The organism is Spirosoma sp., from assembly GCF_048594605.1.
In the GTDB taxonomy this organism is placed as follows: domain Bacteria; phylum Bacteroidota; class Bacteroidia; order Cytophagales; family Spirosomataceae; genus Spirosoma.
In genome coordinates this window covers 1-21050 of sequence record NZ_JBMDWV010000034.1, presented here as the reverse complement: position 1 = coordinate 21050, position 21050 = coordinate 1, and the positions used below count along the sequence as shown (strand labels likewise).

Sequence of the window (21050 nt, the reverse complement as noted above, 5' to 3'; positions counted from 1 at the left end):
AATTCCGAATTGCTGATAAACGCGACCCGTTTGCTATCCGGCGACCAGGAAGGCGTATTGATCGTTCCCTGACCACCGTAGATATAGGCAATTACTTTGGGCTGGCCTTCCCCCGAAATGGGAAGCAATCGCAGGTAAACGTGCTTGTAAAACGGGTGCTCGTCGGCCTTTACTTCCTCCTTCAAAAAAGAAAGGAAAACAATCCATTTGCCATCAGGCGAAATATGCGGAAACCAATCATGAAACTCACCGTTCGTAATGGCTTTCTGCTCGCTGCCATCGGCTTTCATGCGATAAAGCTGCATTGTACCGGTACGGGCAGAATTGAAATAAATGTATTTTCCATCGGGTGTGTACTCGGGTCCATCATCGAGTCCCTTTGTGTCCGTTAGCCTCTCTTCAGCACCGCCCTCCGCCGGAACACGGTAAATATCAAAATCCCCGTTACGTTGCCCTGTGAATACAAGGTGTTTTTTATCGGGCGACCAGCCATGCAAATACGACGGACCTTTCGGGGTCACTTGTTTGGGTTCGCCACCTGTTACTGGAACGGTGTAAATAATAGAGCCACCTAATGCCTGTACGCCACTGCTCAAGCCAAGCATCTTACCATCGAAGGAAAGAACGTGGTCGTTGTTGTTGTTCTTTACACTGCCCGTATTGAGTTGAGCAGGCTGACCTTTGGCCAGATTGAACGCATAGATCAGACCATCGCTGTTATAAATCAGTGTTTTATTGTCAGGAGTCCAGTTGGGCGCCTGAAGCGACTTTGGCGAATTGTAAATCACCCGGCGATTGCCCGACGCTACGTCCAGAATCTCCAGATTACTGCCTAAATACTGACGATAGGGAACCAGGCTTTCGGGCGCAGGTGCACTAATCCGTACATCGCGAAAAGTACCCCGCTCCAGTACGTCTTTATTATGTGAACTCACAAATAAGCCAACATACACCTCGTCGCCCAGACTTAGATCGGTAACCTGCTCCGTAACAAACGGCTCACCAAACTTTGCAACCCGCATGGTATACGTAGTGCCCTTACGCTCAAGCTGAATCACATCCGCCTGGGTTATTTTTGATTTAATCTCCTCTGTTTCAGCTCCCGACGTACGTCTAAACTGTAGTGAAGTCAGCCCATCGCCATGTTCGACCGCATTAATATGTGGCGATTTACCATCCTGGCTGCTACGTACCATCCAGCCGACCTTTCGGTGAGGATCTACGCCTTTCCCAACAAGTGCAGCCCGTGTGTACAAAATGAAGTCACCCTTCATACGCTTCCACAGATAGTGGAATTCATCGTGATCAAACCAGACATTATAGCCTGAACCGGACAAAGTATATTCGCGGGTTTTGGGGTTATAAGTCGCCGAACCTTTCTTCAGTACGTCGCCAACATCACCGTGCCCTTCGAACAGGCCAAGTGATGTATTTTGGGCGGAACCCGAGACGGCTGTCAGGCAAACAACGCTCGAAACGAAAAGCAGGTTGAGTAATTTCATCAGAAAGGATTTTAGGCAATGGTTAAATTCGGACGACGCAAGGTTATGAAACTGGCTTTTTGTTTCGATACGTAGCCATACTGCTACTTTTTCACCAGCATGTGATTAGCTGCCAACTGATTTTTTAAGAAGCATAGATTTGAATATTCTACCGATTACGGATTCGAAAAATGTTCTGATGCCACCTCTGCTTTAATCAGATGCTTGTTTAGACACCCTGCTTTGTTGCAAGTCGGGCTGAGCTGTGTAATTTTGGCTCAGTAAGTGTCGGCAACGATTACTTGCCTAAACCCTACATAAGCATGGAACAAACGCAAGGTCAGGTTAGCGAAATCGCTCGCCATCAACAAGCTTTTTCGCTGGCAGGAAAATTAGCCCTCATAACGGGAGGGGGTAGTGGAATTGGCTTTGATATTGCCCGCTGTATGGTTCAGGCTGGCGCTACCGTCGTTATCACCGGGCGTCGGGAGCAACCGCTAAAGGAGGCCGTAACGACTCTAATAGCAGAAGGAACAAGCAGCAGAGCGCACTACGTTGTCAATGACGTAACAGAGCGGGCATCGCTGGAAAATCTGGTTTCCGAAATTGAAACGACATATGGTTCCATTGATATTCTGGTCAATAATGCGGGAATCAACATGAAAAAGCCAGCTCTGGAAGTTACCGATGAGGACTTCGATCGCATTGTCAGCACGAACTTAAACGCCGTTTTTACGCTAACCCGTACCTGTGCCAAACGGATGCTCGAACGACGTAGTGGTTCGATCATTATGATTTCGTCGATGGCCGCTTATTATGGCATCGATCGGGTCGTAGCCTATGCAGCGTCCAAATCGGCGGTAGAAGGAATGGTACGTGTGCTGGCTTCCGAATTTTCCGGGCAAGGGGTTCGGGTCAATTCCATTGCACCGGGCTTTATTGAAACAGCCATGAGTAAAACCGCGATGGGGGGCGATCCTGACCGGTTTGCACGCGCCATGCGCCGGACGCCGATGGGTGCTTTTGGTAAACCTGAAGACATTGGCTGGGCTGCTGTTTTTCTGGCTTCCGAAGCGGCTCGCTACATTACGGGCGTATCATTGCCAGTTGATGGTGGCAACTCAATTGGTTTTTAGTGCCTCTTACTACGTAGTATAGATTCGCTCTCAGCCTTTAATTTATTAGTTTCTTTTTCTACACGTTACAGAACAAAGCTTACTCACCGGATGGTAGAACAGTACAAACAACAGCAGCCGTATTTGTTAGCCCTAGATTCGATCATTTTGGGATTCGATGGTGATAAGTTAAACGTACTGTTGGTAAAGCGGGGTGTGGAGAAAGAAACCTGGTCGTTAATGGGTGGATGGCTTCAGCCCAACGAGAGTCTGGAACAGGCCGTTGTCCGGATTCTGTTTGAACTGACTGGCTTAAACAACGTATATCTGGAACAACTGCATGCTTTTGGCGATCCCAGCCGGGACCCAATTGTCCGAACAGTTTCCGTCGCCTATTTCGCCTTAGTGAAAGTGGCCGATTACGAATCAAAAATTTCGGAAACTTTTCAGGCACGCTGGTTTCCCCTCTACGACCTCCCTCCTCTTTTGTTTGATCATGCCGATATGGTTGATCTAGCCATTAAACACCTCCGTTACAAGGCTGCTCAACATCCTATTGGCTTCGAACTGTTGCCGGAGAAATTTACAATTCCTCAGCTAAAGAAATTGTACGACGCCATTTATAACACGGAATTTGACAAGCGGAACTTCAGCCGAAAGATTTTATCTACTAACCTGCTCATTAAATTGAACGAGAAGCAGAAAGGCTTTTCGAAGCGGGGCGCTTTTTTTTATCAGGTTGACACCAAAAAGTATCAACAGCTTACCCACTCCTTTCTGAACTTTATTCCGAATCCTGATACGTTGCTTTAGAATACGGCTTAAGTTCGGTGGCGTTTTTTGAATTGCAACGGATTTTCGCCCGTAACGCGCCGAAATATTTTGTTGAAGTAAGACAAGCTTTCGAAACCACACGCGAAGCAGGCTTCCGTAACGGTATTGTCTACCAGCAATAACTTCTGCGCCTGATTCACCCGATACTTATTCAGGAACTGCGTAAACGTTAGCCGGGTCATCCGCTTAAAATATCGACAAAAGGCCGCTTCAGTTAAATTAGCGAGTGTGGCCGCTTCCATGATATCGATTTTACGGACGTAGTGTTCGGCAATAAACTGGTGGATGCGCTTGAGTCGCAGTTGCTCATTCAGGTTGTAAACGCTGGTAACGACTTCGCCATGTAACGCTACGTATTCGGAACTGGCTGCCAGTTGCTGAAAGATTTTCAGCAGGAGCATCAGCCGCTCAAAAGGTGGCAGATCAGCCAACTGCTTTAATTGCTCACCAACAACCTGTTTTATTGACCCGTAGAATGAAATACCCGAACGAGCGCGTTCGAATAATTGCGCGATTGCCGTCAGTTCAGGCGCCTGCCAGAATACCTCACCCAGAAAATTTTCCTTTAGCTGGACGACTACTTTCTGATGATCGGTCCTAACACCGTAATCAAAATTCAGATGCGGAATGTTGGGCCCAATAAACACCAAATCACTCCCTTCGTAGCGGGAAATATGATCGCCCACATGACGAGTACCATTGGTTCCTTCGATATAGACAATTTCGTATTCCGGATGATAGTGCCATAGAAATACGTCACTCAGATGAGGAGTCAGCAACAGGTGGAACGAGCTATTCGTATCCGGATTTATCTGCTCAAAAGAGACTTTCATTATTTCATCTTTTTTACCAATTTTCGATACGTAGTGAGTTATCTATCCAGATTATGAGCAATATAGTTCAAAAACTGGCAAGTTCTGTCGTAACACCTGTACTACGTAGCAGACTACCTTTGTTACAACAAAAACACCCTTAAATACCAGATCAGTGATGGAAGCGACAAAAACAATGGCCCCTGCTATGATTCCGGATAATGCTCACAAAGACATTCCAGGCAACCCGTCGACAGCAACCAGCAGCAAAATCAAACTGAACGACCGATCCAATGGGAAATCGTTACGTGTGCTGTCGGAAGAAGACTGGCAGTTCTGGAAAGACAACGGATATATCGTTATCAAACAGGCCGTTCCTAAAGAAAACGCGGAACGCTTAGCCCGGCTCTTGTGGGAATTTGAAGAAAAAGACCCGACCGATCCCTCCACCTGGTACGCTCCTCCACGGGCTGAGATGAAAATGAAAGAGTTGACTAACAGTGGCATGGTTGAGCTCTACAACCACCAGTACGAATGGGACAACCGGCAATACCCGCGTGTTTACGATGCATTCGTCGACATTTGGGGAACCGAAAAACTGTGGGTTACCATCGACCGCGCGAATCTGAATCTCCCCGTTCAACCCGGTTTCGAATTTAAAGGCTTTATCCACTGGGACTATGATCCGGAAACCAAACCACAGAACGTACAGGGCGTGTTGGCATTGGCCGATCAGACCGACGAAAATATGGGTGGATTTCAGTGCATTCCCGAACTCTATCGAACATACGACACCTGGAAATTAACGCAGCCTACCGACCGCGATCATTTCAAACCGGATATTACGGGCTTCGATCTGGTGAAAGTAAAAATGGAAGCGGGCGATTTGCTGATTTTCAACAGTACACAACCGCACGGCATTCGGCCCAATCTATCCAAGGATAAAGTGCGTCTGGCTCAATACATTTCGATGATGCCTGCCGAAGAAGATAATGAGGCACTACGTCAGTGGCGCATTACGTCCTGGCGCGACCGTCAGGCTCCTGAAGGTTATGCTTTTCCCGGTGATCCACGTAACTGGGAAAAAACCCGCTACGAACGAGCCAACCTGTCGGAACTAGGCGAAAAACTTCTGGGGCTACGTCAATGGGAGTAAATCAGATACAGCAAGTGTAATTGATAGGTTAAAGGCATTTAAGTGATACCATAGACGAAAAAGTAGGCTCAATCCGTGCCTACTTTTTCTATTTAGATAATCGATATTTTTAAGTGTCGCTTTGACAACTAAATTTTAAGTGTCATTTTTACACTAAAAAAGCAAGCATACTAAAAACATTAACCCGAACCTACTATGTCGAACGTAACGCTAGGCGATCAGGAATTTTTCAAAGGCATTGGCCCAATTTCTTACGAAGGAGTTCAATCGAAAAACCCATTGGCTTTCAAATGGTACAACCCCGAATTAATTGTAGCCGGGAAGACGCTGCGTGAGCATATGCGATTTGCCATTAGCTACTGGCATACGTTCACCGGAACCGGTGGTGACCCGTTTGGCCCCGGTACGCGTCAATTTGCCTGGGATCTGAACAGCGATCCTGTTGTTCGGGCGAAGCACAAGATGGATGCAGCGTTTGAGTTTTTCACGAAAATTGGTGCCCCTTATTATTGCTTTCACGACATCGATTTGATTGATGAAGGACCAACGGCCAGCGATTACGAAAAGCATCTGCAGAGTATTGTTGATTACGCGAAGGAGAAACAACAGGCCAGCGGGGTGAAATTGCTGTGGGGAACGGCCAATGTTTTCTCGAATCCGCGGTACATGAATGGGGCCTCCACCAACCCTGATTTTGCCGTTGTGGCCTATGCCGGTACGCAGGTGAAAAACGCAATTGATGCTACCATTGCCCTGAATGGCGAGAACTACGTATTCTGGGGCGGTCGGGAAGGCTACATGTCGCTGCTGAACACAAATATGAAACGGGAAGTCGAACACCTGGCCCGTTTTCTGACAATGGCGCGCGATTATGCCCGCAAGCAAGGGTTCAACGGTACGTTTTTCATTGAGCCAAAGCCGATGGAGCCGACCAAACATCAGTATGATTATGATGCCGCTACGGTGATTGGGTTCCTCCGTCAGTACGGGCTGGACAAGGATTTCCAGCTCAATATCGAAGTCAACCACGCTACGTTAGCAGGTCATACATTCGATCATGAACTTCAGGTAGCGGCCGATGCCGGTATGCTAGGCAGTATTGACGCCAACCGGGGCGATAATCAGAATGGCTGGGATACCGACCAGTTTCCAATCAATTTATACGAGTTGACAGAAGCCATGCTGGTTATTCAACAGGCGGGTGGCATCAAACCAGGCGGTATTAACTTCGACGCGAAGGTGCGTCGCAACTCAACTGATCTGGAAGATATTTTCGTGGCGCACATCAGCGGTATGGATGCCTTTGCCCGGTCATTTGTCATTGCGAATCGAATTCTTCAGGAATCGGACTATCTGAAATTCCGGGCTGAGCGCTACGAATCGTTCAACGCAGGCGCTGGCAAAGATTTCGAAGACGGAAAACTATCGCTCGAAGACCTGCGCAGCTATACGATGCAAAACGGCGAGCCACAGCTACGTAGCGGCAAGCAGGAATGGCTCGAAAGCCTTATCAATCAGTACATTTAGCCATCAATAATAGCCACAGAGCGCATAAAGAGAACTTTGTGCCTCTGTGGTTAAATCACTACGTAACGCATTATTTACCAAAGAAAAATTATAGAATTTTCCAACAAAATGCTGTTCTTTAAGTGTGAAACCTTACACTGACGATCTTAAACAGCAAATTGAGCGCGTCCTGCACTGGGAACCGTCGTCGCATTGGCGGCCACGCGACTTTGTGCATTTAAGTGAGCTTATCTGCAATCGTACCGATCAGTACGTAGATGCCCATGAGTTGCAGGCATTCTGGCAGTCGTCAACTGTTTCATCACCCGTTTTTCTGGATGCACTCGCTTGTTTTATTGACTATTCTGATTGGGGCGACTTCTGCAATCGTAATTTTTACGGAACTGTAGAAACCGATGACGAAACCCAACTGCTTCACGCACCCATGTGGGAAATTCCGATACGTTGGGTCATTGCCATCTGCTGGTTCTCTGTTATTGCGTCTATAACCATCGGCATTTTATTGGTATTAAAACGATAAACGATTCATCGCTCTAACTCGTTATTATTCCACGATATAGCCGTTTGTAAGAACGTAGTGAAATGCCTACGTGTCGCTATCTTACAGCTCGATTCGGACTAAGAACCACAATTTAATTTAAGCGACCGAATGGTACGTTTTCCTTTAAGTATAAGCCTGTTGCTTGGTGCCTCAATGGTAATGGCACAACCCGTCCCCAAAGCTAAACCAGCTAATACGAAACCTGCTCCCCTGAATCTGAATGCGCCTATTCCGCTCGACCCCGACGTGAAAGTTGGGAAGCTGCCGAATGGACTGACGTATTACATCCGCAAAAATGCTGAGCCCAAAAATCGCGCTGAACTTCGGTTAGTGATTCGGGCAGGCTCGGTGCTGGAAAACGAGAATCAGCAAGGTTTGGCCCACTTCATGGAACACATGGAGTTTAACGGCACGAAGAATTTCCCCAAAAACGAACTGGTTAATTTCCTGCAATCATCGGGTGTGCGGTTTGGGGCCGACCTGAACGCGTACACGGGTTTCGATGAGACGGTGTATCAGTTGCCTGTACCGACCGATTCGGTTAATGTCTTTACCAATGCCTTTCAAATTCTGGAAGATTGGGCCCATAACGCTACCCTTGATCCTACAGAAATTGATAAAGAACGGGGTGTTGTGCTCGAAGAACGGCGTCTGGGGCGCGGTGCGGGCCAACGGATGCGGGATCAGTATTTCCCCGCTCTACTGAATAATTCGCAATATTCGAAGCGGTTGCCTATCGGTACAGAGCAGGTACTCACTACGTTTCGACCGGAAACGCTACGTCAGTTTTACAAAGACTGGTATCGGCCTGATCTGATGGCGGTTATTGCAGTTGGCGATTTTGATGTAAAGCAGGTTGAAGGGATAATCCGTGAAAAATTCGGACGAATTCCGGCCATAAAAAATCCGAAACCACGTACTGAATATGATATTCCGGCGCACAAAGACACTAAGGTAGTGGTCGTGACCGATCCCGAACAACCCAATACGGTGGTGCAGGTAATTTATAAACGTCCTGAAATCAAGGAAAAAACCTTGAACGATTTACGGGAAAGTATCAAGCGGGGCTTATTCAATACCATGCTGGGCAATCGGATTCAGGAGCTGACGCAGCGTGCCAATCCGCCTTTTCTGGGAGGCTACAGTAATTACAGCGATTTTCTGGGTAATATTGATGCCTTTACGTCCATCGCCGTTGCCAAAGAAGGAAACGTAGAGCGAGCGATTCGGGCCGTGCTCGATGAAAACGCCCGAGTCAAACAATTTGGCTTTACGCCCACTGAACTGGCCCGTGCCAAGCAGGAATTCATGACGAACGTAGAGCAGGCCTATAGCGAACGTAACAAAACGCGTTCGGTCAACTTCGTGAATGAGTACGTTCAGAATTTTACGGATAAGGAACCGTATACCAGCATTGACTTCTACTACGACTTTCTCAAAAAAGTCCAGGATGGGATCAAACTGGACGAAGTAAATATACTGGTCGATCAATTTATTCATAACGACAACCGGGCGGTGATTGTCATGGCGCCGGAAAAAGATAAAGCCAAACTTCCAACCGTTCAGCAGATTCTGAGCTACGTGAACGATGCGGGTAAAGGCTTAACCGCCTACGAAGACAAGACGCTCGATAGCCCACTACTGGCGAAGCAGCCAACCGGCTCACCCGTTGTCAATGAAAAGCAGATCAAAGATATCGGCGTAACAGAATGGACACTTAAAAACGGCGTTCGGGTCGTATTAAAACCAACCGATTTCAAAAACGATCAAATTTTGTTTGCCGCCAGCAGCTTAGGTGGTACGTCGCTTTACGATCTGAAAGATTTCCCGTCTGCCCGCTTCTCGTCGACGTTGGCGGCAATGGGCGGCACGGGTGAATACAACCAGGTGCAGTTAGGCAAATTTCTGGCCGGAAAGCAGGTCAGCGTATTTCCATACGTAGGCGAACTGAGCGAAGGTCTCAATGGCAGTGCAGCTCCTAAAGATTTAGAAACTGCCCTGCAACTGCTTTACAGCTATTTTACCCAGCCCCGTAAAGACGCTGACGTAGTGAAAGGCTTTTTGTCGAATCAGCGAAGCGCGCTGCAAAACCAGATTAATACGCCTACGCCACAACGGGTCTTTCAGGATACGGTAACCGTAACGCTGGGCAACAATAATCCGCGTCGGCAGCCCCTTAAACCTGAAGATTTAGATAAAATCGACCTTGATCGAGCCTTACAAATTTACCAGGATCGCTTCGCCAATGCCGGTGATTTTACGTTCATCTTTGTTGGCAATTTCAAGGAAGATCAGTTGAAACCGCTTATCGAGAAATACCTTGGTGGGTTACCGGCCACGGATAAGAATGAGAAATTCAAGGATTTAGGCATCCGGATTCCGAGTGGACAAATCAGCAAGACCGTTTACCGCGGCCTCGACCCGAAGGCGGCTGTTCAGCTTGTGTACAGTGGCGATTTAACCTGGACTTCAGAAACCACTACGCAGTTAGACGCCTTGGCGGAAGTGCTGGAAATTAAACTGATTGAAAAACTTCGGGAAGAAGAAAGTGGCGTTTATGGGGTCAGTGCAAGTGCAGCTTACGCCAAATATCCCGTACCACGTTACACGTTCCGGATCAACTTCGGCTGTGGCCCTGAAAACGTCGAAAAACTGATCGCCAAAACCCAGGAACTGATCAACGATGTAAAGCAGAAAGGTGCACTGCCCGCCGATATTGCCAAGTTCAAAGCGGAAACCCGTCGCGAAACCGAAGTTCAACTGAAAGACAATCAATTCTGGCTCGGCTATTTACAGAATCAGTATTACAATGGTGACGCTCCCGACGAAGTTCTGCATGAAGAGGAGCAACTGAAAAAAGTAACGGTTGAGAGCACGAAGGAAGCCGCTACTACGTATCTGGGCTCCAACTATATCCGGTTAGTACTGATGCCGGAGAAGAAACAGTAAAGCGGGTCTTTTAACAACTTGTATTAGTTAGTGTACACCATCGGGTGAAATCTTTGACGTTACCTGGTATAACCTCTGTTGTCAAAGAAAAGTACAAAATTTAATTTCCTATTCACGAGGCTGTAAGCAGCTTTAGACTGAACTCTACTTTTGTTCAGTCTAAAGCTGCTTATTTGCTTAGTAGCCTATTTTATAGGAAACCGTGTACTTATTAAGAAATTTATGTTTCTTATATCCGGCATAAGAATTTTATTATCAGGCTATTAACCACCCTTTCACTCACTAAAAATAATTTCTCATGAAAGCATGTATTTGCACAAAGCTTACTACGCTATCTGTAGTACTAATGCTCTGCACATTCAGCGCGACTGCGCAAACAGGCTATTTTGAAGCAGCCCCTCAATTACGCATCAGTTCAGACCAAAACAGCCATATTAAGAAATTGGTCTTCTACCGCCTTAAGTTGAGTGATTTACGAGATTATTTGTTAAAAGCACCCGTTGAATTTACGAATAAAGGTCCCGCTATCCCTTTGCAAATTCCCTTACCTGATGGTAGTGTCGAAACCTTCGACATGCTCGAATCGCCTGTCTTAGCACCCAACGTAGCAGCCAAGCATCCTGACATAAAAACGTATAATGGACAGGGTCAGACGCACCGAAACTATACCATCCGCATCAGTTTTACAACCTTAGGGTTCAATGCGGTCATTTTAGGCGTGGACGGTGATGCGGTCTATTTCGATAAGGTGTCGACTGACAAGACCGACCAACTCTACCGAACATATTTTGCCCGCGATGCTGAACGCCCCAAACCAACAAAGTCTTTTGGGCAATTCAAAAGCACTAAATGCGGCACTGACCAGACGAATGTTCCTTCGACTAAGACTCAAGATACCAACAAAGGGGCTCGTCTGAATAACGCTCAAAACAATACGGGCAACGTACTGAGGGTATTTCGATTGGCGATGGCCGCCAATGGAGAGTTTACCCAGCAAGCTGTTTATGGGGGTGATGTCAATGCCGCCTTTGCCGGATTAGTAGGCTATGTTAACCGACTGAATGCGGTATACCGAGTTGAACTAAGTGTTCAGTTGAACTTGGTTAGCGATGTGAGCTTAGTTTATTCCAATACTGCCACTGATCCCTATACTAATAATGACCAGGATGCAATGTTGGATGAAAACCTGGCCAACCTTAGTGCGGTTATTGGTAGCGCCAATTATGATATTGGCCACGTACTGGGAACAGCAGCAGGATCGGGAGGAGGAGTTGCTGTCAGAGGTTCAGTTTGTGATGACGGGCAGAAAGGCCAGGGCGTATCTGGTGTCGGAGACGGCTCATATGCGCCGGTGTTTGATGATCAGTTAGTGGCTCATGAAATAGGGCACCAATTTGACATGTCTCATAGCTATAATAGCAGTATTCCCGTTTGTACCACCCGCAGACCGGAAACGTCGGTCGAACCTGGTTCAGGAACAACTATCATGAGTTATGGCTTTACCTGTAATGATAATACAGGGAGTGATGATTACGAACAGCCTGTATATGCACCCTTCCTTACGTTCCATAGTACTAATTATAGTCAGGCCGAAGCTTTTATCGCTACGTTATCCTGTTATACAACGACAAGTCTGCCTAATGTGGCACCGGTAGTCGTGATGCCAGCCAATCGTACCATTCCCAAATCAACCCCGTTTACTTTAACGGGTACCGCTACGGACCTTAATCCGGCCGATGTACTGACCTATTCCTGGGAAGGGATGAATATTGGAACAATGACGCCTGATCTAACTACGCTGGACAATACGGCACAGCCTCCTTTTTTTAGAAGCTATGAACCCGTATTAAGTGGAACGCGAACGTTTCCTCGCTTATCAGCCATACTCAATGGCTTCAATCAGGCCAGAGGAGACAAACTACCTTCGGTAGGTGTTGTTACTACCCATCGATTAACCGTCCGCGATGGAATGGGTGGCCTTTCGTATGGTGAAATGAACGTAACGGTCGATGAGAATTCAGGACCATTTCTGGAGACAACGAACCTATCGGGCATTTATCGGCAAAATACACCCAAAACTATCACATGGAGTGTCAATAACACGACTGCCCCCCGGTCAGTTGCGCCAACGTCGATATTTTGCTATCGACCGACGGAGGCCAATCCTTCACTACTGTACTGGCTTCTAACACGCCCAATGATGGTAGTCAAGTCATTACTTTACCCAACGTAGTAACTACCCAGGCTCGCATTAAGGTTGCCAGTAGCAACAATATCTTCTTTGACATTTCGAATGCTGATTTCACCATCACCGACGCTTTACCAGACCTGACACCTGTTTTATACACAAGCCCTTCAACCCACTACGGGAACACCAACTTTACGGTTGTTGTGGATGTCTTTGAAATTAATTCAGTTTCCACTAGCGGACTGGTAACAGCCAGGATCAGCAAAGACTCAAAATTTAATTTGACTATGCCTCCCACTGCCACCTCTATCGGCAGCCGATCGGTTCAGAATAGTGCGTGGTCCTTTAGTGCATTGGACCCCGATTATTATGTCTTAACAACTGAACAGGTAATTGACAATGGCACGATGCTCTCGTTTGGGTTGACTGGACTGTTAAGTCCAGGCGCAACCTCAGGGATATTGAGTATTAGCTCGATGCTAGTTGGAGGAAGCGGGGGAGAATCTATGTCTACGATTGCCAATAATGTGGACGCCGATAAGATCGACTATTTCCAGCAATAAACGTGAGTTAGTAAAAAGGCATCTAAAACCACTCTTCCAAGACTAGCGCAGGAGTGGTTTTAGATGCCACATAAGTGCGGGCCTAACAATATATTACTCGATTAATTGAATAGATAGTAATCACTAGTCTGTGAGGGTAAACTCGACGGGTACGTTCGTTTTTTTGATAGCCCCCATTCCGCCCTCTACGTTTACTACGTTATTAAATCCGCGCGCTTTTAAAATCGAGTTGGCGACCATCGAACGATACCCTCCGGCGCAGTGCACATAAACGGGTTCGTTTCGCTGAATCTCAGCCATATGATCGTTCAGGTTGTCTAACGGCAGATTTTTAGCACCTTTTACGTGTTCCTCATCAAATTCAACAGGCTTTCGAACATCAACAATTGCTACGTTCGGGTTATGCTGCCAGCGCTGTGCAAATTCTTCTGCTGAAATAGACTCAATTGTATCTACTTCTTTTCCTGCCTGCTGCCACGCCGGAAAGCCCCCATCTAAAAATCCAATGCAGTTATCGTAGCCAACACGAGCCAGTCGCAAAACGGTTTCGCCCTCCTGCCCTACAGGCGTAATGAGAGCGATCGGTTGCGTAAGATCAGGAATGAGTGCGCCAACCCAGGGAGCAAATTGACCGTTAAGACCAATATTGATTGAATTTGGAATAAACCCTTGAGCAAAATCGGCCGCATTACGTACATCCAGCAACAAAGCCCCCGTTTCGTTGACAGCGGCTTCGAAGGCATCGGGCAGAAAGGCCTGGCTTCCACGCTGAAGAACGCGATCAATGGACTCGTACCCTTCTTTATTAAGGCGGGCGTTTTCAGCAAAATAAGCGGGAGCCTGCGTTAACCCGTCGAGCACTTTTTCGATAAATTCATCTTTCGATTTTGCCCGAAGCGCGTAGTTGAACCGTTTCTGATTCCCTAACGTATCGGTTGTTTCTTTGCTCATATTCTTACCACAGGCCGAGCCTGCACCGTGAGCCGGATACACCGTTACGTTGTCAGGTAAGGGAATAATTTTGGTTTGCAGGCTGTCGAAAAGCATTCCGGCTAAGTCATGTTCAGTCAGATTGCCTTTAATGGCCAGATCTGGGCGTCCAACATCGCCAATAAACAACGTATCACCCGTGAAAATAGCTTTTTCGTTTCCGTTTTCGTCAATGAGCAAATACGTAGTTGACTCGAGCGTATGACCAGGCGTATGCAGAACCTTAATCACTACGTCCCCCAGTGCAAACATTTCGCCATCTTTGGCATGATAAACTTCATAGGTTGTATTGGCATTCGGCCCATATACTATGGTGGCGCCGGTTTTCCAGGCTAAGTCCAGATGCCCTGATACAAAATCAGCATGAAAATGCGTCTCGAAAACATACTTAATTCGGGCGCCATCTTTCTCGGCTTTACGGATGTAAGGCGCTGTTTCGCGTAACGGATCAATGATAGCCGCTTCGCCATTGCTCTCAATATAATAGGCCCCCTGCGCCAGACAGCCTGTATACAATTGTTCGATTACCATACCTATTGTTTTCTATTTATGCCATCTCAAATTATAGTGGAGTCATTTCAGGAAAATCTCCTTTGAGATCATATACATCGCTACAATCAGCACAAACCAACCGAAGCCTCTTCTGAGTTTGTCGGGTGCGACGAATTGGGCCAAATACATTCCGGTAAAAATACCAATGATTGATAAACCCGTAAATGGTAGTAGAAAATTCCAGTTTAAGGGGGTATGGTGAATATCCCCCAGGAAGCCAACAAAGGAATTAATGGCAATTATGAAAACCGACGTAGCAACAGCCCTATGAACAGGTAAGCCCGCCAGCAGTACCAGCATTGGCACGATCAGGAACCCACCTCCCGCTCCAATTGTACCCGTCAATACACCCACGGCCAGTCCGTCAAGGGCCAGGTTACCGTATCGTGGTCTGCCGTCGGCAGCTTCGCCCTGCTCAGGCCGATCATTACGTATCATTGCCCGAGCGGCAATGATCATGATAAAAGCAAAAAAATAAAGGATAGCATCACTCTTGGAAAGCACATAATTCCCAATCCGAAGCATTGGATCAGGAAGAAAAGGCAATAAAAAGCGACGGCTCAGGTAAACAGATACAAAAGATGGAAGTGCAAAAGCCGCCGTGACAGGCAAGTCAACCCGCTTTTTCAGGATATGATTAAGCGAACCAACAAACGAAGTAGATCCAACGACAAATAAGGAATATGTAGTGGCCAGAACGGTAGGAATATCAAATACGTAAATAAAAATTGGTAATGTCAGAATAGACCCCCCTCCTCCAGCCAGCCCAATAACCAAGCCTACAACGATAGCTGACGCATAACCAAATAACTCCTGTGCACTCATGTAGTTACAAAACTACACTTCTTAGGTGAGTTGTTTTGCCCGTTGACTAATGAAAAACCCCTTGGATGTAACCAAGGGGTTTTTCATTCAACAGTACTTACCTGAAAATTAGTCCTGCGGATTATTGAGGTTACTATGATGACGGCTGTAAACGAAATAAACGATTAGCCCCAACGTACCCCACACCAGGAAAGCAATTTTCGTATCTGTCCGTAGGTTCCACATCAGATACAGGTTTGCCAGAATTCCCGCCGTAGCAACAAACGGCAGGGCAGGAGTTCTGTAAGGACGTTCCAGATTAGGCTCCCGGACACGTAGCAGCCACACCGCTCCGCAAATCATGGCAAAAGCCAGCAACGTACCAGAGCTGCACAATTCCGAAACCTTGTCGATCGGCGTTAGTGCGGCAACAATCGAGACGATAGTTCCTACAAGAATTGTACTCTTCCAGGGTGTCTTGAATGTTGGGTGTATAGCCGCGAATAAACCCTTAGGCAATAATCCATCCTTGGCCATACCCAGGAAAACCCGTGTCTGGCCAAGCATCATTACCAGCATTACGGAAGTCAAACCGGCAATGGCTGCAATCGTGATGATATACACCGCCCAAGTAAGGCCTGCATCAGCAAAAGCCTGAGCAACAGGCGCTTTGAGATCAAGACTTTTGTAATTTACCATACCCGTCAACACAGCAGTTACCATGATATACAGCACCGTACAAATGATAAGTGAGGCAATAATGGCGAATGGTACGTCTTTCCGGGGATTGATTGCTTCGCCCGCCTGAGTTGAAACAGCGTCGAAACCAATATACGCGAAGAACACAATACTGGCGGCCGTAACAATACCACTAAAGCCATAGTGTTGCTGACCATCTTTCATAACTGGCTCCGGAATAAACGGTGTCCAGTTAGCAGAATCGATGTAAAAAGCACCAGCGATAATAACGAAGATAACAACCGCTACTTTCAATATAACGATCAGGTTATTGGTGCTGGCCGCTTCTTTGATACCCTTTACCAGAATGTACGTAACAACCCACACAATGACGAAAGCCGGTAAATTCATAGCAAACGTAAAGTCGGGAACGGCTTGTCCCGCAGCACGTAGTGCTTCTGCTTTTTCGTGCGCTGTTACCGGATCGTTCATCAACCAGATTGGTGGGTCGATGTGAAAAAGGTGGAGTAGTTTTTCAAAATACCCTGACCAGCTAACGGCTACCGTTGTGGCGCCCATCATATATTCAAGCACCAGGTTCCAGCCAATGAACCAGGCAAAAATCTCACCGACCGTACCATACGAATACGCATAAGCCGACCCTTCTACCGGAAGAATAGATGCAAACTCAGCGTAGCACAGAGCGGCAAACGTACAGGCTAAACCCGCAATCATGAATGAAAGAACTAACGCCGGACCTGCCCACTGATTAGCCGCAATACCTGTTAGTACAAATACGCCCCCACCAATAACGGCACCAATACCCAGCGAGGTTAATCCCCATCGGGTTAAGACGCGTTTTAGCTCACTCTTTTGCATATCTGCCGCATAAGCCGAGAGGGGCTTTTTGCGCATTACGCTAGTATCGACAGGTTTTATTTGGGTTTCCATGCAGAAAAATACAGTTTGGTGATCGTGTCGTTTCGAAAAATATTCTTAGGTAAAAACGTTGGGAAAGATAGTAAATTCTACGACATGAACCAGAAAAAGCCGGATAGTTTTCACACCATCCGGCTTTTTCTGGCTTAATAAATTAGGACTGTGAAGGACGAATCAGCGGCTTTTTCTCTTTCTTTTCTTTCTTCGCTGTAAACTCCTCTGGCGTAGCAGGGGCCTTCGTTGTAAAGTCAGCAGGGATAGCATCGAAGCCCGTTTTCTTTTCGGCGATGGCCGGAATGGCAGCATCCTGCTCCTGGTCACGGCTCAGTGCATCAACCACAATCGGCGTAGCAACGAACAGCGATGAGTACGTACCAAACACGACTCCAATCAGCATAGCGAATGAGAAACCCCGTATCGTTTCACAACCAAAGACGAAAAGGACTAACAGCACCAGAATGGTTGAGAAACCCGTTACGGCCGTACGGCTCAACGTACTGTTCAGGGCGTTGTTAATAATTGTCGGAATGCTTTCCCGTTTGCCTTTATTTTCAGCCAGATATTCACGAATCCGGTCGAATACCACAACGGTATCGTTCATCGAGTATCCCATGATGGTAAGCAAGGCACCTACAAACGCCTGGTCAACGTCGAGCGAGAAGGGCAGAATGCCATTGAAGAACGTGAAAATCGCCAGGATAATCAATACGTCGTGGAACATAGCTACCACAGCGCCATAACCAAACGCGAGCTTCTTAAAGCGAATCAGAATATAAACAAAGACAACAGCAACCGCTAGTAAAATCGACCATAACGCCGAAGTCAGAATATCGTAGGCAATGGTTGGACCCACTTTCTGCGAACTTTCAATCTTGGCCGGATTACCCTGAATGGTGCTTAGTCCTTTGTAAATAGCGGCTTCAGCCTTTTTATCCGCTCCCTGCGAATTATCGTCGATCAAATAAGGAGTCGTCACTTTCACCTGGTTCGAGCCAATACCCGTACCGCCGTAGGTTTTCACTTCGGGAGACGCGCCTAATATACCCTCCAGCGAGTTGCGAACATCGTCGGTGCTAACCGCTTTCTCGAAACGGATAACGTACGAACGACCGCCTTTAAAATCAACACCTAACCCAAAGCCCTTGAAAACGGCGGAGATAATACCGGCCGCAATGATCACCGACGAGATGGTATAATACAGTTTGCGACGCGACACGAAGTCGAAATTCGAATCAGCAAACAGATTCTTCGCCCAGGAGGATGAGAAGGTTAACGTTTTACCGTTGCGAATGTAGTATTCCAGCAACAGTCGTGTGATGAAAACAGCCGCGAAAAGCGACGTCAGGATACCGATGATCAGCGTTGTAGCAAAGCCCAGAATCAGACCCGTTCCGAAAATAAACAGAACGACCCCTGTCAGGAACGTCGTTACGTTCGAGTCGATAATTGACGACATAGCGTTCTTAAAACCATCCGCAACGGCTACCTTAAAGGTTTTCCCTTCGGCCAGTTCTTCTTTGATCCGTTCAAAAATCAGTACGTTGGCGTCCACGGCCATACCGATCGAAAGAACGATACCAGCAATGCCCGGCATAGTTAATACCGCGCCAAGCGAGGCCATTACGCCCAGCAGGAAGAACAGGTTGATCAGCAACGCAATGTCGGCAATGAAGCCCGCCCGGTTATAATAGAATACCACAAAGCCCAGTACCAGCAGGATACCTACCAGCGACGAAAGGACACCAGCGCTAACGGCCTCCGAACCTAACGTAGCACCTACTACACTCTCTTCCACGATGTTGGTTGGAGCGGGTAGTTTACCGGCTTTCAGTACGTTAGACATATCTTTGGTTTCTTCCACCGTGAAGTTGCCCGAGATACTTGACCGTCCGTTTGGAATTTCGTTCTGCACGTTTGGCGCCGTATAAACCAGATTATCAAGCAGAATAGCAACTGGACGACCGATATTAGCCGCTGTCAGGTTTTTCCACTTGCGTGCTCCTTCAGCGTTCATATTCATCGTCACTTCAGGACGGCCACGATCATCGTAGTCGTTAGAGGCATCCGTAATGACATCCCCTTCGAGCGGTGCACGCCCACCCGGTTTTTTAATAAAATAAAGAGGCAGGATTTCTTTACCATCCGTTGCTTTGAACGTTTTCCGATCCCAGGCAAACACAGCGTCCGTCGGGAACAGACTACGTACTTCGGGTGCGTTCAGAACCGCATTGGCCCGAGCAGTATCTTTCAAATAAACCCCTAATTGATCCTGGCCAACTGGCAAGAACAACTGAGTCAATGCTGTTCCCTGAGCAGATGCAGCAGCGGTATCGGTCTTCGCCGTTGAATCTTTCTTGGCCCCCTGCGCCAGTTGGGATTCAAGACTTGACGTCCCTTTGGCGGCTGTGCCCGAAGCCGGTGCACTCGCTTTTAAAGCAGCCTTGCGAGCGGTTTCTTCACGTAGTAAATAAGCGCCCATTCCTTCAATAGCGGGTGCCAGTTCATTCAGTCGATAAACTTCGGCGAATTCGAGTTTGGCAGCACCCGTTAACAGACGGCGAATACGTTCTGGATTGTCGACACCTGGTAATTCAATCTGAATGCGACCCGAACCTGGCAAGCGCTGAATGTTTGGGTTAGCGACCCCAAACTTATCGACACGTGCCTGAATGATCTGGAATGCCCGTGTTGTAGCGCCATTTACTTCATCATTCAGCAGTTTCCGGACTTCCGTATCTGTCGACTGGAAATTGATCTTACCACGGTTGGCACTGGTAGCAAATATGCTGGCTAACTTCGTGTCGGGTGCGAGCTTTTTGAATTCACTTGCGAACAAATCAACGAAGCTTGTATTGCTCGTTTTCTGCTCCTCAAGAGCCAGTTTCAGCGCCTGATTGAATTTAGGATCGCGGTTATTTCCGGATAATCCACGCAGAATATCGGCAGGAGACACCGCCAGTACTACGTGCATACCGCCTTGTAAGTCAAGACCCAAGCCAAGCTCACGCTCGGTTACTTCCTGAAGCGTACTTCCCAGAAAAACGGGCTCTTTCCAGAGTGAATCGAGGTAATGCTGTTTTTTGTCACGATCAACCTGACCTTGTTTATTACTTGCGTAAGCCTCTGCATCCGCTTTTATACCGCGCGAGACGAACGTAAACGACAGGAAATAAATGCAGATAGCTGCAATGACACCCGTCAGAATGAGAATTCCGGTTCTGTTTTGCATGAAAGTAGTCAGGGCGATTGCCCAGACATCTGATTAAATAAAAATGTAAGGAGAAATTAAGCGATCAATCGACAAGCGATTTTGCGTGTCAGGGAAACACTAGGGCGCATTTGTGGCAATATGATGCCCAAAGACATACTTAAAATAAGAAAAAAAGAAATGCGGAAGCCTAAAATGCTGGAGTAATGGAATACTCAACAGGAGCAGAATCACCAGCGTAGGCGCAGGAAGCAAGAAAGCCGTTTGACCCGACTCACCTACTTTCACAGCAGGGGTAACGACCGCTTCGAACTGGGCCGCGCTCAGTTGGGCATCTTCCGAATGTGAATCCGTCGCCTTGCCCGACTTAGTATGCTCCGCAGCAACCTTTTTTGTGGTCAGTGCCTCTTGCTGCATTACGTTGCCGTACCCCCAAACCGCCGTAAACAGCAGTAAAGAGGCCAATAGCAGGCTTGAAAGACGTTGTATGACGCGGGGTTGCTTCATGAATTACGGTAGCGGATAACAAATTTCGCATCATTTTTATTAGAAAGCAAATAGAATTTATACCCTAAATCCAGATAACCCTCTAGCTTTTCAACAGTTACGTATAGTAGCGAAATTCACCTATGTGTAGTTGGTGATTACCGACTTTCTTATCTATGAAACTGGCGGTCTTACTTCTCTTTGATTTTTTGATTCTGGTCACTCCA

General features: G+C 47.2%; 15 protein-coding genes. 8 read left to right on the top strand and 7 right to left on the bottom strand.

Annotated elements, in window-relative coordinates; genetic code table 11:
• Positions 1-1502: TolB family protein (locus ACOJS8_RS01770; RefSeq protein WP_420146808.1), on the bottom strand; the 1502-nt coding region annotated here is incomplete at its 3' end.
• A gap of 302 nt (positions 1503-1804) precedes the next feature.
• Between ACOJS8_RS01770 and ACOJS8_RS01765 the strand changes: the two genes are divergently transcribed.
• Both ACOJS8_RS01765 and ACOJS8_RS01760 read left to right on the top strand, forming a co-directional pair.
• Positions 1805-2617, top strand: coding sequence for an SDR family NAD(P)-dependent oxidoreductase (locus ACOJS8_RS01765; RefSeq protein ID WP_420146807.1), 813 nt, complete (start codon positions 1805-1807; stop codon positions 2615-2617).
• A gap of 90 nt (positions 2618-2707) precedes the next feature.
• On the top strand, positions 2708-3409 hold the full coding sequence (locus tag ACOJS8_RS01760) for an NUDIX hydrolase (RefSeq protein ID WP_420146806.1): 702 nt from the start codon (positions 2708-2710) through the stop codon (positions 3407-3409).
• An 8-nt stretch (positions 3410-3417) separates the two neighbouring features.
• Here the strand turns inward: ACOJS8_RS01760 and ACOJS8_RS01755 are convergent, their stop codons facing one another.
• Entirely contained in the window at positions 3418-4263 is an 846-nt protein-coding gene (locus ACOJS8_RS01755; RefSeq protein ID WP_420146805.1) for an AraC family transcriptional regulator, read from the bottom strand.
• Positions 4264-4420: 157 nt separating this feature from the next.
• On the opposite strand from ACOJS8_RS01755, the gene ACOJS8_RS01750 reads away from it, so the two are divergent.
• From ACOJS8_RS01750 to ACOJS8_RS01725, 6 genes are all read left to right on the top strand, one after another.
• The gene (locus ACOJS8_RS01750; protein WP_420146804.1) at positions 4421-5398 is read left to right on the top strand and encodes a phytanoyl-CoA dioxygenase family protein; all 978 of its coding nucleotides are present in this window, start codon (positions 4421-4423) and stop codon (positions 5396-5398) included.
• Between the two features lie 195 nt (positions 5399-5593).
• Positions 5594-6925, top strand: coding sequence for a xylose isomerase (xylA, locus tag ACOJS8_RS01745; protein WP_420146803.1), 1332 nt, complete (start codon positions 5594-5596; stop codon positions 6923-6925).
• A 124-nt stretch (positions 6926-7049) separates the two neighbouring features.
• Positions 7050-7445, top strand: a complete 396-nt coding sequence (locus ACOJS8_RS01740) for a hypothetical protein (protein WP_420146802.1) — start codon at positions 7050-7052, stop codon at positions 7443-7445.
• Between the two features lie 129 nt (positions 7446-7574).
• Positions 7575-10415, top strand: coding sequence for a M16 family metallopeptidase (locus ACOJS8_RS01735; protein ID WP_420146801.1), 2841 nt, complete (start codon positions 7575-7577; stop codon positions 10413-10415).
• Between the two features lie 298 nt (positions 10416-10713).
• Positions 10714-12648, top strand: a complete 1935-nt coding sequence (locus ACOJS8_RS01730; protein ID WP_420146800.1) for a reprolysin-like metallopeptidase — start codon at positions 10714-10716, stop codon at positions 12646-12648.
• A complete protein-coding gene (locus tag ACOJS8_RS01725) occupies positions 12555-13166 on the top strand; it encodes a hypothetical protein (protein ID WP_420146799.1) in 612 nt (203 codons plus the stop codon). Before ACOJS8_RS01730 ends, ACOJS8_RS01725 begins: the two co-directional genes overlap by 94 nt.
• A 123-nt stretch (positions 13167-13289) precedes the next feature.
• Here the strand turns inward: ACOJS8_RS01725 and ACOJS8_RS01720 are convergent, their stop codons facing one another.
• The 5 genes from ACOJS8_RS01720 to ACOJS8_RS01700 all read right to left on the bottom strand — a co-directional run bounded on the left by ACOJS8_RS01720 (position 13290) and on the right by ACOJS8_RS01700 (position 20844).
• The gene (locus ACOJS8_RS01720) at positions 13290-14687 is read right to left on the bottom strand and encodes an MBL fold metallo-hydrolase (protein ID WP_420146798.1); all 1398 of its coding nucleotides are present in this window, start codon (positions 14685-14687) and stop codon (positions 13290-13292) included.
• 42 nt (positions 14688-14729) lie between these two features.
• A complete protein-coding gene (locus tag ACOJS8_RS01715; protein WP_420146797.1) occupies positions 14730-15533 on the bottom strand; it encodes a sulfite exporter TauE/SafE family protein in 804 nt (267 codons plus the stop codon).
• A 108-nt stretch (positions 15534-15641) separates the two neighbouring features.
• Positions 15642-17141: an APC family permease gene (locus tag ACOJS8_RS01710; protein WP_420146796.1), complete on the bottom strand. Its 1500-nt coding sequence runs from the start codon at positions 17139-17141 to the stop codon at positions 15642-15644.
• Between the two features lie 142 nt (positions 17142-17283).
• Complete coding sequence (gene secDF / locus ACOJS8_RS01705; RefSeq protein ID WP_420146795.1) at positions 17284-20358, bottom strand: protein translocase subunit SecDF; 3075 nt, start codon at positions 20356-20358, stop codon at positions 17284-17286.
• A 99-nt stretch (positions 20359-20457) separates the two neighbouring features.
• Positions 20458-20844 carry a hypothetical protein gene (locus ACOJS8_RS01700; RefSeq protein ID WP_420146794.1) on the bottom strand — a complete coding sequence of 129 codons (387 nt, stop codon included), beginning with the start codon at positions 20842-20844 and terminating at the stop codon, positions 20458-20460.
• Between the last annotated feature and the right edge of the window lie 206 nt (positions 20845-21050).